Raw genomic sequence first — 15,681 nt, 5'->3', positions numbered from 1 at the left:
CAGTCTGGCAAAGCGCCCCACCGCCGCCTATTCTCTGCGCCATGGCTCCTGATTCTGTGAAAGTGCCGAAACTGTCGCTGACGGAAACGATCTTCGGGTTGTTGCTGCGGCTGGTTGCGGTCGCGTGTTTCTGGTTCGGGCTCAATTACTGGGCGCTTCTGATCGGCTTCTCGTTCGAAGGCAGCGGGCGGTTCGATCTGTTGCCGGTGCCCTGGCGCGTGGCCGCCACGGCGCTCGCGGTGGTCTATCCGGTGGCAGCCCTCGGCCTGTGGCTTCTGGTCTCCTGGGGGCCGGTGCTCTGGGTGGTGGCGGCAGCGACGGAAGTCACGATGTTCGGCTTCTATCCGGAGATTTTCGGCAAGAAGCCGATGCTGCTGATGATGCATGGAACGGTCGCCGTCACCTTCGTCCTTTTCCGGCTTGCGATCCTCTACCAGCGGGCCAGACAGGCCAAGGCTGCAAGAAATGATTTACCCTGAGACAAGGGCTGTGGATGGTAAGGCGCTGTTAAGGCTGTAGTTTAAGTCGAATTTTATACGTATTCGATAGTGTCTCACTCAAGGCGGGAAGAGAAACATACACCGCCAAACAAAACAGTGAGGCAGTCATCATGAACACCAAAATGAAACCGCAGGCCGTTGCCGTCAAAGATCCGCATGAAGACGCGATCCGTTCGCTCTACATGGAATCCCTCCACCTCGTCGAGCGTCTACATCGCCGTCTCCTGGACGTCATCAAGGACGAATTCGACCGCTCGGGCCGCTCGGACGTCAACGCCGTCCAGGCGCTTCTCCTCTTCAATATCGGCAATTCCGAGCTGACGGCCGGCGAACTGCGCTCGCGCGGTTATTACCTCGGCTCCAACGTATCCTACAATGTTAAAAAGCTGGTTGACCTCGGCTTCATCAACCACCAGCGCTCGCGCATCGACCGCCGCTCGGTCCGCATCAGCCTGACGGACGATGGTCAGGAGATCGCCGAGACGGTCGCCAAGCTTTACGAGCGCCATATCGGCTCGATCCAGAAGGTCGGCGGCATCGGCACCGACGAATTCGGCCAGATGAACAAGCTCCTGCAGCGTCTCGACCGCTTCTGGAACGACACGATGCTCTACAAGCTCTGAGTTGATCTTGTTCAATCCGGATGCGCGAAAGCCGGGTGCTCACGAGCGTCCGGCTTTCGCGCATCTTGGATTCCGGCTGCAATCAGAGGGTGAGCATTCAGGCAGCGTATCACCTGCAGGCGACACGAATTGGCCATATTGCTGTGACAGCGACGACGGCAAGAGAATGCGAACTGCAAGGCTTCTCGTTTCCGGCTGTTGCCGATGGGCCACGGACGGCAATTTGCAGTCGCGCTCCCACGAATGTGAACCGGGCGGGGACCGGGTATAGTTTGCGTTTGTTAACCATATCTGTGATAGCGCTGCGTTTTGCGTCGCAGCATTAGATGGTAGGGACTATGTCGAAGAAAAACGGAATTGATGCTTTCTCACGCCGCAGCTTTCTGCGTTCGGCCGCAGCCTTTAGCGCGGCGACATGGGCCGGCGGTGCTCTGGCGCAGGATGCGCTCGACGAGATCATCAATGCGCCGCGCCGCGGCGCCTGGGACGACCAGTTCGACGCCAAGGCTTCGCGTAGCGCAACCGCTGTCGTTTCCAACACGCCGATCTTCGGCATGGATACGCTTGCCAACACGCAGAATGCCATTGCCCAGTATCAGCAGATCGTCTCCGCCGGCGGCTGGCCACAGGTCAATCCGGCAGGTGCAAGGCTGGAGATGGGCGTTTCCGATCCGGCGGTTCAGGCCCTTCGCCAGCGGCTGATGATTGTTGGCGACCTTCCTCAATCTGCCGGTATTTCCAATTCCTTCGACAGCTATGTCGATGGCGCGGTCAAGCGCTTCCAGGCCCGCCACGGCCTGCCTGCCGACGGTGTACTCGGCGAATACTCCATCAAGGCGATGAACATCTCAGCCGATGTTCGCCTCCAGCAGTTGAACACCAACGTGGTTCGCCTGCAGTCGATGTCGGGCGATCTTGGTGGCCGCTACGTCATGGTGAATATTCCGGCCGCCTATATCGAAGCCGTCGAAAACGGCCGCGTGGCGACGCGCCATACCGCCGTTGTAGGCCGCATCAGCCGTCCGACCCACATCATCAACTCGAAGATCTACGAGGTTATCCTCAACCCCTATTGGACGGCTCCGCGCTCTATCGTCGAAAAGGACATCGTTCCGTTGATGCGCAAGGATCCGGAGTATCTGAAGAAGAATTCGATCCGTCTCATCGACGGCCAGGGCAACGAGGTTGCTCCCGAGACGATCGACTGGAACGCCGAAAAGGCCCCGAACGTGACGTTCCGCCAGGATCCCGGCAAAACCAACGCCATGGCCTCGACCAAGATCAATTTCCATAACGAAAACAACGAGTACATGCACGACACGCCGCAACAGGGCCTGTTCAACAAGCTCGCCCGCTTCGAGAGTTCGGGATGCGTGCGCGTCCAGAATGTGCGCGATCTGACGACCTGGCTTCTGCGCGACACGCCCGGCTGGTCGCGTCAGCAGATCGAGGCGACGATCCGTGCGGGTCAGAATTCACCGATCCAGCTTGCTGTCGAGGTTCCGGTCTACTTCAAATACATCACCGCCTGGGCGGCGACGGACGGCATCGTGCAGTTCCGCGACGACATCTACCAGATGGATGGGGAGCAGGAGCTGGCGCTGCAGACTACGACAGGCATCGAGCAGGCTGCGGGTTCGGTCGAGCAGGACTTGCTGCCTGCGGGTTCGGTCGAGCAGGACTTGCTGCCGCAATAAGGCGATCCGCCTTTCTTTAGCGAGGCCGCGTATCCCCGGGGGTTCGCGGCCTTTCGCATTCTGGTTCCGGCGCGGCAGGTGGGGGAAATGGCGCAAATCGCACAGCCCGTATTGCCCTTGCCATGCGAGGACGATAAACAGCGTGCCACAGTCTCTCGAGGAGCTTTGAGAATGAGCGTTTCTTCCGCCGCCACTGACATTTTCTTCAGCCGTTCCCTTGCCGACAGCGATCCGGACATTTTTGGCGCGATCGAGAAGGAACTCGGCCGCCAGCGTCACGAAATCGAGCTGATCGCCTCGGAAAACATCGTCTCGCGCGCCGTTCTGGAAGCGCAGGGTTCGATCATGACGAACAAATATGCCGAAGGCTATCCGGGCAAGCGCTACTACGGCGGCTGCCAGTTCGTCGATATCGCCGAAGAACTGGCGATCGAACGTGCCAAGAAGCTGTTCGGCGTCAATTTCGCCAACGTTCAGCCGAACTCTGGTTCGCAGATGAACCAGGCTGTGTTCCTGGCGCTCTTGCAGCCGGGCGACACGTTCATGGGCCTGGATCTCAATTCCGGCGGTCACCTGACGCATGGTTCTCCGGTCAACATGTCCGGCAAGTGGTTCAACGTTGTTTCCTACGGCGTGCGCGAAGGCGACAACCTGCTCGACATGGATGCTGTTGCCGAAAAGGCGCGCACCCACAAGCCGAAGCTCATCATCGCCGGCGGCACGGCTTATTCCCGCATCTGGGACTGGAAGCGCTTCCGCGAGATCGCCGATGAGGTGGGCGCGTACTTGATGGTCGACATGGCCCACATTGCCGGTCTCGTTGCCGGCAATCAGCATCCGTCGCCGTTCCCGCATTGCCATGTCGCGACGACCACCACCCACAAGTCGCTGCGCGGTCCGCGCGGCGGCATGATCCTCACCAATGACGAGGATCTGGCGAAGAAGTTCAACTCGGCCGTCTTTCCGGGGCTGCAGGGCGGCCCGCTGATGCACGTCATCGCCGCCAAGGCCGTGGCGCTCGGCGAAGCGTTGCAGCCGGAATTCCAGGATTACGCGGCCCAGATCGTCAAGAACGCCAGGGCGCTCTCCGAAACCCTGGTGGCCGGCGGTCTCGACATCGTCTCGGGCGGCACCGACAACCATCTGATGCTGGTCGATCTTCGCAAGAAGAACGCCACCGGCAAGCGCGCCGAAACAGCGCTTGGCCGCGCCTACGTCACCTGCAACAAGAACGGCATCCCGTTCGATCCGGAAAAGCCCTTCGTCACCTCCGGTATCCGTCTCGGCACGCCGGCGGGCACCACGCGCGGCTTCAAGGAAGCGGAATTCCGCGAGATCGGTAACCTGATCGTCGAAGTCCTCGACGGCCTGAAGGTGGCGAACTCGGATGAAGGCAATGCTGCCGTCGAAGCGGGCGTTCGCGAGAAGGTGGTCAAGCTGACCGAGCGCTTCCCGATGTACGCCTACATGTAATCAGGACAGGAGCCCGGATGCGCTGCCCCTATTGCGGATCGGAAGACAGCCAGGTGAAGGATAGCCGTCCTGCAGAGGACGGCGCCGCCATTCGCCGCCGGCGCATCTGTCCCGATTGCGGCGGACGCTTCACGACCTTCGAACGGGTGCAACTGCGGGAACTGATGATCCTGAAAAAGACCGGCCGCAAGGCGCCGTTCGACCGCGACAAGCTGCTGCGGTCGTTCGAGATCGCGTTGCGCAAGCGGCCGGTCGATCGCGACCGGATCGAGCGGGCCGTTTCCGGCATCGTCCGGCGGCTGGAAAGCTCGGGCGAGACGGAAATCCCGTCCGAAGAGATCGGTCTGCAGGTTCTCGAAGCGCTCAAGAGCCTGGATGACGTCGCCTTCGTCCGCTACGCCTCGGTCTATCGCGATTTCTCCCATGCGGAGGATTTCGAGAAGGTGATCGCCGAGATCAGCGCCAAGATTGCCCGCGATCCTGGGGCCTGAGCAATCCCGACGCCGCCGAAAGGCGGCGTTTGACATTTCCGGGGCGAGAACGGAACTTCATTGACATGGCAGGCAGGGCGGACGACGAACGGTTCATGGCGGAGGCGCTGAAGCTTGCGCACCAGCACCTTGGCGCAACCGGTTCCAACCCCTCTGTCGGTTGCGTGATCGTCCGCGACGACGGCGAGGGCCAGAGGATCGTCGGCAGCGCCGTCACCGCGATCGGCGGGCGGCCGCATGCGGAGACGGGCGCTCTCACTGCCGCCGGAGAGGCGGCGCGCGGCGCAACGGCCTATGTGACACTCGAACCCTGCTCTCATCACGGCAAGACGCCGCCTTGCGCCGATGCGCTGATTGCAGCCGGTGTCGCCCGCGTCGTTGTTGCCGTGACGGACCCCGACGAACGGGTCGCGGGGCGGGGACTTGCCATGCTGCGCGGGGCGGGCATCGAGGTGGTGACGGGTGTGCTGGAGGAGGAGGGCGAGCGGGAGCTCGAAGCCTACCTCATGCGCAAGCGCAACAACCGGCCGTATGTGACTCTGAAACTTGCGGTTTCCGCCGATGGCATGATCGGGATCAAGGGCCATGGCCAGGTGCGCATTACCGGTGCCACCGCCCGCGAGTTCGTGCATCGGCTGCGCGCAGAGACCGATGCGATCCTTGTCGGTATCGGCACGGCCATTGCCGACGATCCGGAACTGACTGTGCGCATTCCCGGGCTTGTCCATCGCTCGCCGCTGCGCATCGTGCTTGATCAGGACCTGCGCTTGCCGCTCACCTCGAAGCTGGTGCGGACGGCCCGCGAGATTCCGCTCATCGCCGTCGCCGCGGATGGCGGAGCCGAGGGCGGGCAAGGCCGCCAGGCGGCGCTAGAGGCCGCCGGCGTCGAAGTGCTGGTCTGCGATCCGCGCCGCATCGACCTTCTCCTCGAAGCGCTCGCGACGCGCGGGATTTCCTCGCTTTTGGTCGAAGGCGGCGCACGGACGGCTGAGATGTTTCTCAATGCCGGGCTTGTCGACCGGATTTTACTGTTCACCGGACCGTCGACCCTTGGCGAAGAGGGGGTGCCGTCCCCACTTGACCGGCGCCTCTTGCCCGTCGGCTTCGTCCACACGCGGACGGACACTTTCGGCGACGACCTTCTCGACACCTACGAATACGAAAGAGCCCCCTGATGTTCACCGGCATTATCACCGATATCGGCACCGTCGAAACGATCACCCCCCTCGACGAGGGCATCAAGCTGAAGATCGCCACGGCTTACGATCCGCAGCGAATCGACATCGGCGCCTCGATCGCCTGCTCCGGCGTCTGCCTGACGGTAACGGCACTGCCGGAAGAGGGCGCCAATGGCCGCTGGTTCGAGGTCGAGGCCTGGGAAGAGGCGCTGCGCCTGACGACGATCTCGTCCTGGGCGGCGGGGCAGCCGATCAATCTCGAACGCTCGCTGAAGATCGGCGACGAACTCGGCGGCCACCTCGTCTCCGGCCATGTCGACGGCAAGGCGGAAATCCTGTCGGTCGAGACGGAAGGCGAGGCGACCCGCTTTCGCCTGCGCGCGCCGGACCATCTGGCGAAATTCGTGGCACCAAAGGGCTCCGTCGCCCTCGACGGTACCTCACTGACGGTCAACGCCGTCGATGGCGCGCAGTTCGACGTGCTTTTGATCCGTCACTCGCTGGAAGTGACGACCTGGGGCGAGCGCAAGGCCGGCGATTTCGTCAATTTCGAGGTCGATACGATGGCGCGCTATGCAGCAAGGCTGGCGGAATTTCCGGCGCCGAAGGCGGAGGCGTGAGGGGAAGAAAGTAACGGTTGTGGCAGCCCGCCTGCTTCAGACCACAAGGCCGAGCTTTCGCAGACCTTCGACGCGCAGTTCGAAATCGGCAGGGTTCTTGTACGGCAACACCCGCCGCCGGTGTTCGATCGAGTAGCCGGGGTCGATCCTCAGTACCTGCGTCCAGGCTGAGTGGCCCTCCTCGATTTGTCCGAGATGGCCATAGCACGACGCAAGCAAGGCATAGGCCGTAGCCGATTCCGGATTGCGCGCGAGCCGTTTGCGGAGCGTCTCGGCAGCCAGGTCGAACCGACCCAGCGAGAGCTGCGCTTCGGCGAGAAATTGCAGCGCAATTTCGGGATAGAAAGGATCGAGCTGCATGTAGCTCTCGAGCGTCTCGACCGCCTCCGAGGGAAGGCCGCTGAAAATCTGAATGTGAGCCTTCAGAACGCGCGCTTCCGCCGCACTGGGCTTGAGGGCAATGCAGCGCGCCGCGGCATCGAGAGCCTTGTCGATCTCGCGGCTCCACAACAGCGCCACCCCCATGGCGAAATGCGCTTCCGGCTCCTCGTCGTCCATCGCGACCGCGCGGCGGGCAAGATCGAGGCCCGCCGACAGGGCCGTATCCGGCTCGGCGGCCCAACCGTTCACATAGTCATTGATGTGCGTGAACGCGGTGAACGCGTATGCCGCCGCACAGTCCGGATCGATGTCGATCACCTTTGCCATGAAGGCGCGGGCATTGATGTTGCCGGCCCGTGTGTGGAGCCACACCTGATCGCGCCCCTGCAGGAAGTAATTGTAGGCCGTGAGATCGGCAATCCGCCTGCCGGAGAGGCGGTCAATTTCCGACGTCGTCAATCTGATTTTCAGCGCGGCAACGATCTGCTGGGTGAGTTCGTCCTGAACGGCGAAGATGTCCGTCAGGTCGCGGTCGAAACGCTCGGCCCAGGCATGGCCGCCCGTCATCGCGTCGATCAGCTGCGCGGTGACCCGCACCCTGTTGCCGGCTTTGCGCACGCTGCCTTCGAGGACGTAGCGGACCCCGAGTGCGGCCGCGACATCGCGGATCGCAACGGGGCTTTTCTTGTAAACGAAGGAGGAATTGCGGGCGATGACATGCAGTTCCGAGAGTTTTGCAAGATCGGTGATGATGTCCTCGCTGATCCCGTCCGAAAAATATTCTTGGTCGGTGTCCCCACTCATGTTGTTGAAGGCGAGCACGGCAATCGAGGTCTTTTCCGTTGACGACGGCTGAGATGATGCGGCGGCGAGGGCGTCACCGTTGACGAGGCAGAAAATCTCGATCGGCCGCGCGATGTTCTTGACCGTCTGCGACCCACGGCTTTCGATCCCGACGGGAACCTTGTCGCGCACCTGATCGGCGGCGGACCGGGAGATGTAGATGCCGCCGGGCTGCGCCAGGGCCTCGATCCGCGCCGCTACATTGACGCCGTCGCCGTATATGTCGTCTCCATCGACGATCACGTCGCCGACATTGATGCCGATGCGGAACCGGATCCGGTTTTCGGGAGAGTCGCCGGGATCGTACTCGGGCACCTGTTTCTGGATCTCCATGGCACAGGTCACCGCCTCGACGGCGCTGGCAAACTCCAGCAGCGCGCCGTCGCCCATGAGCTTGACCATGCGGCCGCAATGGCGCGCGACGGCCGGGTCGATAACGGCGCCGCGCAGCGCCTTCAGCCGAGCCAGCGTGCCGGCCTCGTCGGTCTCCATCAGGCGCGAGTAGCCGACGACATCGGCCGCAAGTATGGCGGCAAGCCTGCGCTGAACATGCTCGCCCGTCATGGTGCAGACCTCGTTGTTGTCGTGTGTGGCGGCGAAGGCGCCGCCACAAGGACTGTAAACCTGATCGCCCGACTTGGCCATCGCGGCGTCGCGGGTGGCAATCGGCAGGACGCAGGGCGCGGTCGCGAATCTCGGCAGTTCCGGTCTCACCGCTCCATCAAGACCACCTGCGCCCCGTGATAGACCGTCCGCCGCGCTTCCTTGAAGTGCAGTTTCGACGCAACGCGCAGCGAGGCAAGGTTGGCGATGTCGATGATGCAGGTTTTCCGCAGCGCCGGGAATTGCTGGTCGCCCCAGCGCAGCGCAGCACTGATGGCTTCAGTGGCAAGGCCGCGGCCGTGCGAGCGGGGGGAAAGGGCCCAGCCGGTTTCCATCGTGCCTTCCAGTGATGGGGTGATGACGCGGTGCAGGTCGTGAAAGCCAGCCTCGCCGATGAAATGGCCGGTCTCGCGGTCCTGCAGCGCGAAGAAGCCGAAGCCGAAATAGTGCCACATGCCGACCTGGCGCAGAAACCGCGTCCAGGCCTGTTCGCGCGAGAACGGCACGCCGCCGATGAAGCGCGTCACCTCGGGATCGGCAAAGAGGGTACTGTAGGGGCCGAAATCGTCGCGCCGGTAGGGACGCAGGATCAGGCGTTCGGTCTCGATGGTGGGGACGCTGTGCATGACGGCTGTTCAGTCCGGTTGGTCGATTCCGTCATTCGATCAGATTCCCGGCTCGCCGTCCCAATAATCGACTTCGTTTTCCCGCCTTCCGATAAAGCGGAAGCTCGGCTTGCCGCCATCAATGGCGCGTGATTTTGCCAGAAACTTGCCCGAATCCGGATATTCGACGATTTCGGCCTTGGCATTGGCCGAGATGGATAGATATTTCAGCGGGACTGTACCGGTGTTGATCAGGTGGTGGGCCGTGTCCGGTCCGCCGGCCGGGGCGCCGAGAACGTCTCCGGGCTTGACCGGATAGCGGTTCGGGCCGAAGCGATATTCGCCTTCGCCGCTCAGGATGACGAACAGTTCTTCATCGATATGGTGATTGTGAAATGGACAGCCGGACTTGCCCGGCGGTACTTCACCGTAGCCGATGCCGAGATCCTTGAGGCCGAGTTGCGCACCGAAAGACGCGTCACGGGACTCGAAGAATGTGCCTTCGGTCCAGTGTTCCAGTTCGAGTTCGGCGAGATTGATGATCGGTTCTTGCAAATCTGTCATGTTTTTCTCCACTCCGCTTAAACTTGTACCGAGACGCCATGAGATTGAAAAGGCGGCGGCAATTCGAGCCTTTGATACGCGCGCTCTTCAAGCGGTGCCGCAAATCGGCGCTTTCCAGCGAAAAATGCTTGCCAACCGGGCCTTGGCATGATTTGACCGCCGCCTGCGCTGGAGATGTCCGGCCCCCCATTTCAGACAGGTGACAAATGTCCGATACCGAGAAACCACATATCCTGATTGTGGAAGCGCGCTTCTATGACGACATGGCCGACGCGCTGCTCGACGGCGCGACCTCGGCGCTGAAAGAGGCCGGCGCGACCTATGACGTCGTGACGGTTCCCGGCGCGCTCGAAATTCCAGCCGCGATCGCCATGGCGCTCGACGGCGCCGACAATGGCGGCACCGAATATGACGGCTTCGTCGCGCTCGGCATGGTCGTCCGCGGCGAGACCTATCATTTCGACATCGTCGCCAACGAATCCTCGCGTGCCCTGATGGATCTTGCCGTCAGCGAAAGCCTTGCCATCGGCAACGGCATCCTCACGGTCGAGAATGATGATCAGGCCTGGGCGCGCGCCAGGAAGGGCGAGGGCGACAAGGGCGGCTTTGCCGCCCGCGCCGCGCTGACGATGATCGACCTGAAACTCAAGCTGGGCGGCGAATTGTGAGCGATAATCCTTCCGACCCGCCGATCAAGCAGGCTAACCAGCGCGGGGCCGCCCGTCTGGCCGCTGTGCAAGCGCTCTACCAGATGGACGTCGGCGGCACCGGCGTGCTGGAGATCGTCGCCGAATACGAAGCCCACCGGCTGGGCCAGGAGCTCGATGGCGACACCTATCTGAAGGCCGACGCCTCCTGGTTCCGCTCGATCGTGTCGGGTGTCGTGCGCGACCAGCGTCTGCTGGATCCTTTGATCGGCACGGCCCTTCAGGACGATTGGGCGCTGTCGCGTCTGGACTCGACGGTCCGCGCTATCCTGCGTGCCGGCACGTTCGAGCTTCGCGAACGCAAGGACGTTCCCGTCGCCGTGATCGTCACGGAATATGTCGAGATCGCCAAGGCCTTCTTCGAGGATGACGAACCGAAGCTCGTCAATGCGGTGCTCGACCGGATCGCCCGGACGATCAGAACCGACGTCAAGAAATAGGATCATCCGATGACAGTGCAGGTAGGCGCGGTGCGTTGGCATGGATCATGAACTGCGCGGCGCCCGCCGCAATGTCTACCTTCTCACGGCCGCTCAAGCCGTGTTGGGCACGATCGGGCCGATCGTCTTTGCCGTCGGTGGCGTCGCCGGTTATCAGCTGCTCGGCGACGACAAGTCGCTCGCGACCGCGCCGCTGACAGGTTTCAATGCCGGCGTGGCGCTTGGCGCGGTCTTCGTCGCTGCCGCTTCGCGATTGCTCGGCCGCAAGGCGGCCTTCATGGCCGGCGCCCTGCTTGGCGCCTGTGGCGGCGTACTTGCGGCCTACGCGCTGTATCTCAACGACTTCTGGCTGTTTGCGCTCGGCCTGTGCCTGTCTGGCGTGTCCGGCGGCTTTACCCAGAAGTTGCGTTTCGCCGCTGCCGATGCTTCCCCCGGCTTCTACAAGCCCCGGGCGATTTCCTGGATTCTGGCGGGCGGCATGGTTTCCGCCGTGCTCGGGCCGCAGCTCGTCATCCTGACCAAGGACATGCTCGCACCGGTTTTCTTTGCCGGCGCCTTCCTCGCGCTGATCCCGACCTGCCTTGCGGCGATCGCCATCCTGGCCTTCCTGCGGCTTCCGGACCAGCGCCCTGCTGCCGGCGCCGCTCCGATCGGGCCGGTGCGGCCCCTGCGGCAGATCGTGATGAACCAGCGCTTCCTGACCGGCATGACATGCGGCATCTCCACCTATGCGCTGATGACCTTCATGATGACCGGCGCGCCGATCGCCATGGTTGTCGGTTGCGGCTTTTCGCAGGACATGGCGACGCTTGGCATCCAGTGGCACGTGCTGGCGATGTTTGCGCCCAGCTTCTTCACCGGCATGCTGGTCAGCCGCTACGGCGCCGAAAGGATCGTCGCCTGCGGTCTGGTGATCCTGATGCTCTGCGCGCTGGTTGCCCATGCGGGGATCGCGCTGTGGAATTTCTGGGGCGCGCTCATCCTGCTCGGTGCCGGCTGGAACTTCGGCTTCATCGGGTCGACCGCGATCATCGCCTCGAGCTACCGGCCGCAGGAAGCCGACAAGGTGCAGGGTTTCCACGACATCATCCTGTTCACCGCGGTCGCGCTCGCCTCCTTCGGTTCGGGCAAGGTCCTGACCGCCTATGGCTGGGATATGCTGAGCGCGGCGGTCTGGCCGGTTACGGTATTTTGCCTTCTATTGCTGATTTCGCTGTTTATTGCCGAAAAGCGGCGTCCTGCCTGAGATTCGACGCCGAAAATGCTTTCCCGCTCCCGTAAGTTGGCGCCAACATACCCAATACTGGGCGTTGTCGCATGCGGGTTGTGGGGCAATCATTGCTTAGCCTTGTTGGCGAGGACGTTCCGCCAAACCTTGATCCGCTTGATGCCGCCGTCGGCATTTCGCTTGATCGAGTGGGCGTGAAGATGTGGGAAGTGGTTGCGCTGCAAGTCTCGGATTATCTGCAGCGTATTTCCGAAAGGGGCAACGATGTCGATAAACCAAAGATTGCTGCCGGATGTCCAGCGATCGGGGGGAGGGTTCTGTCCGTGAAGATAGAGTGCATTGTGGTATTCGTCATTTACTAAAGCCCATGTGACGAAGGCCATGGGCAGGCTATCTTCATCAAAGTAAACCTTGCTTTGTCCCGCCTGCAGAGCTGGAACGAGATAGGCTTCTATCTCGGAGACGGACCAGTTTCTATAGTCGGACGCCATAGCCACGGCAGTCATCATTCCAAGCGCTTCAAAAAAACCGATAGACCGATCTCTCCCGCCTGCATTATCGTTGTGCATCACTCATCGCTCCCCGAAACTGTCTTGGATGGCCTTCAGAATAGGCTCGAAGAAATAGCTGATCAGCCGACGCTCGCCTGTGATTACGTCGACAGTTACCGTCATGCCCGGCGTGAAATCGAGAATGCGCCCCGAGACCCGGATATTGGGCCGCTCGAGGTTCAGGCGAACGGCATAGACCCATTTGCGCGTGATCGCATCTTCGCGCGCATCAGCGCCGACGCTGGAGACACGCCCCCGAACTATGCCGAAGCGCTCCGCCGGGAAAGCGTCGAATTTCACGAATGCCTGTTGGCCCGCCTCCAAAAAGCCGACATCCCGGTTGTCGAAGAAGGCCTCGATCTCAACGCCACCATCGGAAGGAACGATAGACATCAGGGGCGATCCGGCCTCGATGAACCCGCCGAGCGTAAACACCGAGAGGTGCTCGACCCGGCCGTTTGCGGGCGCCTCGAGGGATAGATTCGCGCGATAGGTTTGAGCGGTATTCAGCTCGGCCCGCGAACCCCGAAGGGCGATTCTCGCCTCGTTCAATTGCTTGCGATAGGTCGCGAGAACAGCCGATATCGCGCCCGTCCTCTGCTTGGCCACGGCCTCAGCCTCGGCATCAAGCTCACCGAGCTGACGTTCGGCAATTTTGGCATCGTTTTCGACCGCCTTGAACTCACGAAGCCGATCAAGATAGTCAACCTCACTGGTCGCTCCCCGCTTCCTCAGTGTTTCCGCGGAGGCAAATCTCTGCGCGACGATTTCCTGATCCGAACGAGCTTTTTCGATCCGCGCCAATTGGGCGCTTTTCGCGCCCTCGATTCGTTTTAGTTGCGCGTCGGTTTGAGCCACCTGATCACGAAGCGCGGCGAGAACGGCGATGACAAGTTCCTCCGTGCCGTCCACCTCTACCTGGATGCCAACCTTCTGGCGCCGCAGAGCTACCTTTCCCGCCTCGATAAAGCCCTCATCTGTCGGATCTTTGCGGACCAGAGGCTCCAGGATCGACGAGGCGACAGCCTCCTCCTGTACCTGCCGTTCAATCCCTGCCTCGATGCGTGCGATGTCACTCTCGGCTGCGGTAACATCCATCGTCACCAGGACGTCGCCGCGTTTCACAGACTGGCCCTCTTCAACCAGGATCGCCATGATCTTGCCGTCGACCTGAGGCTGAACGATCTGGACCCGGCCGGTGGGTAGGGCCTTACCCTGGCCGCGCGCGACGATTTCGGTCTTTGCGACATAGCTGCCAGCGACGATCATGACGAACAGGCTAACGAGAAACCAGGCCGTCATGCGGATGGTCGGCGATGCCGGCTTTTCGACCGTGTCGTTCGTCATGCCGGCATCGTTTCTGCAGGCGTCCACTGCTGCTCCGACGCTGTGTGGCTGAGGTCGATCACGTTGATATTCGAGCCGAGCAGGCGGGGATTGTGCGTAACCACCACCAATGTCCTGTCGCGCGCGAAACGCTTCATCATCTCGACAATGATCGCCGCCGATTGCACATCGAGGGCACTGGTCGGCTCATCGAGGATGAGCGCCTGCGGGTTCGTGAGAAGGGCTCGCGCCAAAGCGATGCGTTGGCGCTGACCGCCGGACAGATGACCGCCGCGCTCTCCGACGTCGGTATCGATTCCATTTGGAAGCTGCACCACAACCCGGTCGCTCCCGCTTTCCATCAGGACGCTTTGGATCTCCTCTTCGGTTGCGTCCGGCTTGGCCAGCAGGAGATTGTCGAGGACGGACCCGGCAAACAACACAGGCTCCTGCGGTAGATAAGCGATTGTTCGCCTGACGCTTCCCGGATCGTGGTCGGAAAGGCTCTGACCGTTGGCCTCAACGGTCCCGCCGGCCGGTTCGTAGAGACCGGCGATCAGCTTCGCCAAGGTGGACTTGCCCGAGCCGGAATCGCCGACAATGAGTGTCGGTCGATTTGGCTCGATGTCGGCGCTCACGTCGCGGATGACCGCCTGATCCGTCGTGTAGCTGAACGACAAGCGGTTCAGGCACAGCGTCAGCGGCCCCTCGATCCGCAGTCGAGGCTTGAGGATATCCGTTTCAGCCGGCGTGTTGAGAAAATCACCAAGCCGCAGCCGCGCAACCTTCAGCGCTTGCCACTGCTCCCATATCGAGGAGAGCGACATGATCGGGCCCGACACCTTGTCAGCCAGAAGATGAAACGCGATCAGCTCGCCAAGCGTGATCTCGTTTTGAAACACCAGTCGTGAGCCGAAAAATATGATCAGGATCACCGACCCATTCTCAAGGATTTCGCCAAGGAAACCGTTGAGGATGTTGAGTTTGGCGACGCGAAAGCCGGCAACGAGGCTCACGTCCAACGTCTCCTCGAAACGCTCGGCCTGCCGTTGTTCGGATGCCAGCGCCTTGACGGTGACGGCATTTCCGAATGCCTCGACGAGGCGTGATTGATGGCGGGAACCGGCAGCAAATGATTCCTGCATGCGACGCCGGACGAATGGCCCGATCATACCGAAGGTCATGATCTGAAGTGGCAGCATGATCAGCACCAGCACGGTCAGAAATGGGCTGATGGAGAGAAGCGCTATGATGTAAGTCGCCGCGAACAGCACGTCGAGCGCAAAGCCGATCGTCGTGCCGGTAACGAAATCTCTGACTGTGTCGATCTCTCCTATGCGTGCGAGGGTTTCGCCGACTCGCCACCGTTCGAGAAAGCGCAGCGGCAGACCGAGAACGTGGCGGAACATCCTGCGAGCCAATTCCGCGATCAGACGGTTGGCCATATGACTGCCGAGATACGCAGTCACAGCGTCGAGTCCGGCGGAAAAGACCGTCGTCAGAACCAGAACCACGACGATCAGAGAGAGCGTTGCCTCACGTTGAAACGGCAGAACGCGGTCGATAATCGTCTGAAAGACAAAGGGCTGAACCAGACCGAGCCATCGTAGGACGATGGCGATTACCATCAATTCGACGATCAGCGGCGTATATCTGAAGGTGGTCCGAGTGAACCACGATAGTTCGACAGGATCTTCTCTGTGAACTGCCATTTGATTTATCAGTGAACCCGCGCCATGTGTTTAATTGTATTTTTTTGTCTTGACACTCCAGGATGATATTTGCAAGCCTAGGGTTGTTATGTTTTTCAGGTATTTACTTATGAGGGAAACGTGATGGAAACCAAATTAT

Annotated in this window: 16 protein-coding genes; 10 read left to right on the top strand and 6 right to left on the bottom strand. The window is 61.4% G+C overall.

All coding sequences use genetic code 11. The annotated features are described in order from the left end of the window. Positions 1–41 precede the first annotated feature (41 nt). The 7 genes from ACSQ2Z_RS14875 (at position 42) to ACSQ2Z_RS14845 (ending at position 6,582) form a co-directional block, all read left to right on the top strand. Complete coding sequence (locus ACSQ2Z_RS14875) at positions 42–479, top strand: DUF6163 family protein (RefSeq protein WP_436081890.1); 438 nt, start codon at positions 42–44, stop codon at positions 477–479. 131 nt (positions 480–610) lie between these two features. Continuing rightward, positions 611–1,123 (top strand): transcriptional regulator LdtR, encoded by a 513-nt coding sequence (ldtR, locus tag ACSQ2Z_RS14870; RefSeq protein ID WP_018326047.1) that lies wholly within the window; start codon positions 611–613, stop codon positions 1,121–1,123. Between the two features lie 338 nt (positions 1,124–1,461). Further along, positions 1,462–2,820, top strand: a complete 1,359-nt coding sequence (locus tag ACSQ2Z_RS14865; protein WP_436081889.1) for a L,D-transpeptidase family protein — start codon at positions 1,462–1,464, stop codon at positions 2,818–2,820. 171 nt (positions 2,821–2,991) lie between these two features. Next, positions 2,992–4,293, top strand: a complete 1,302-nt coding sequence (gene glyA, locus ACSQ2Z_RS14860; protein ID WP_436081888.1) for a serine hydroxymethyltransferase — start codon at positions 2,992–2,994, stop codon at positions 4,291–4,293. A 17-nt stretch (positions 4,294–4,310) separates the two neighbouring features. Next, complete coding sequence (nrdR, locus tag ACSQ2Z_RS14855; RefSeq protein ID WP_037170417.1) at positions 4,311–4,784, top strand: transcriptional regulator NrdR; 474 nt, start codon at positions 4,311–4,313, stop codon at positions 4,782–4,784. Between the two features lie 65 nt (positions 4,785–4,849). Then, positions 4,850–5,959, top strand: coding sequence for a bifunctional diaminohydroxyphosphoribosylaminopyrimidine deaminase/5-amino-6-(5-phosphoribosylamino)uracil reductase RibD (ribD, locus tag ACSQ2Z_RS14850; RefSeq protein ID WP_436081887.1), 1,110 nt, complete (start codon positions 4,850–4,852; stop codon positions 5,957–5,959). After that, entirely contained in the window at positions 5,959–6,582 is a 624-nt protein-coding gene (locus ACSQ2Z_RS14845) for a riboflavin synthase (protein ID WP_436081886.1), read from the top strand. The genes ribD and ACSQ2Z_RS14845 overlap by 1 nt, the downstream gene beginning before the upstream one ends. Before the next feature lie 36 nt (positions 6,583–6,618). On the opposite strand, the gene ACSQ2Z_RS14840 is transcribed toward ACSQ2Z_RS14845, so the two are convergent. The 3 genes from ACSQ2Z_RS14840 to ACSQ2Z_RS14830 all read right to left on the bottom strand — a co-directional run bounded on the left by ACSQ2Z_RS14840 (position 6,619) and on the right by ACSQ2Z_RS14830 (position 9,578). Beyond that, on the bottom strand, positions 6,619–8,370 hold the full coding sequence (locus tag ACSQ2Z_RS14840) for an adenylate/guanylate cyclase domain-containing protein (RefSeq protein WP_436083084.1): 1,752 nt from the start codon (positions 8,368–8,370) through the stop codon (positions 6,619–6,621). A gap of 146 nt (positions 8,371–8,516) precedes the next feature. After that, on the bottom strand, positions 8,517–9,035 hold the full coding sequence (locus tag ACSQ2Z_RS14835; RefSeq protein WP_436081885.1) for a GNAT family N-acetyltransferase: 519 nt from the start codon (positions 9,033–9,035) through the stop codon (positions 8,517–8,519). 39 nt (positions 9,036–9,074) lie between these two features. Then, positions 9,075–9,578, bottom strand: coding sequence for a cupin domain-containing protein (locus ACSQ2Z_RS14830; protein WP_436081884.1), 504 nt, complete (start codon positions 9,576–9,578; stop codon positions 9,075–9,077). Between the two features lie 206 nt (positions 9,579–9,784). Between ACSQ2Z_RS14830 and ribH the strand changes: the two genes are divergently transcribed. From ribH to ACSQ2Z_RS14815, 3 genes are read left to right on the top strand one after another with little or no spacing between them, the layout of a single operon-like run. Further along, positions 9,785–10,246, top strand: coding sequence for a 6,7-dimethyl-8-ribityllumazine synthase (gene ribH, locus ACSQ2Z_RS14825; RefSeq protein WP_436081883.1), 462 nt, complete (start codon positions 9,785–9,787; stop codon positions 10,244–10,246). Further along, positions 10,243–10,725 carry a transcription antitermination factor NusB gene (gene nusB / locus ACSQ2Z_RS14820; RefSeq protein WP_436081882.1) on the top strand — a complete coding sequence of 161 codons (483 nt, stop codon included), beginning with the start codon at positions 10,243–10,245 and terminating at the stop codon, positions 10,723–10,725. Before ribH ends, nusB begins: the two co-directional genes overlap by 4 nt. Positions 10,726–10,765: 40 nt before the next feature. Then, positions 10,766–11,971, top strand: coding sequence for an MFS transporter (locus tag ACSQ2Z_RS14815; RefSeq protein WP_436081881.1), 1,206 nt, complete (start codon positions 10,766–10,768; stop codon positions 11,969–11,971). Between the two features lie 89 nt (positions 11,972–12,060). On the opposite strand, the gene ACSQ2Z_RS14810 is transcribed toward ACSQ2Z_RS14815, so the two are convergent. Genes ACSQ2Z_RS14810 through ACSQ2Z_RS14800 form a run of 3 tightly spaced genes read right to left on the bottom strand, consistent with a single transcriptional unit; the run spans position 12,061 to position 15,542 of the window. Beyond that, the gene (locus ACSQ2Z_RS14810) at positions 12,061–12,522 is read right to left on the bottom strand and encodes a toxin-activating lysine-acyltransferase (protein ID WP_436083083.1); all 462 of its coding nucleotides are present in this window, start codon (positions 12,520–12,522) and stop codon (positions 12,061–12,063) included. 3 nt (positions 12,523–12,525) lie between these two features. Next, on the bottom strand, positions 12,526–13,851 hold the full coding sequence (locus tag ACSQ2Z_RS14805; protein ID WP_436081880.1) for an HlyD family type I secretion periplasmic adaptor subunit: 1,326 nt from the start codon (positions 13,849–13,851) through the stop codon (positions 12,526–12,528). Further along, positions 13,848–15,542: a peptidase domain-containing ABC transporter gene (locus ACSQ2Z_RS14800; protein WP_436081879.1), complete on the bottom strand. Its 1,695-nt coding sequence runs from the start codon at positions 15,540–15,542 to the stop codon at positions 13,848–13,850. Before ACSQ2Z_RS14800 ends, ACSQ2Z_RS14805 begins: the two co-directional genes overlap by 4 nt. Positions 15,543–15,681 lie beyond the last annotated feature (139 nt).

The sequence above is a fragment of the Pararhizobium sp. LjRoot235 genome, assembly GCF_964254145.1.
Classification (GTDB): Bacteria; Pseudomonadota; Alphaproteobacteria; order Rhizobiales; family Rhizobiaceae; genus Pararhizobium.
The sequence above is the reverse complement of the archived record's forward strand: the minus strand, read 5'-3'. Positions and strand labels throughout refer to the sequence as shown.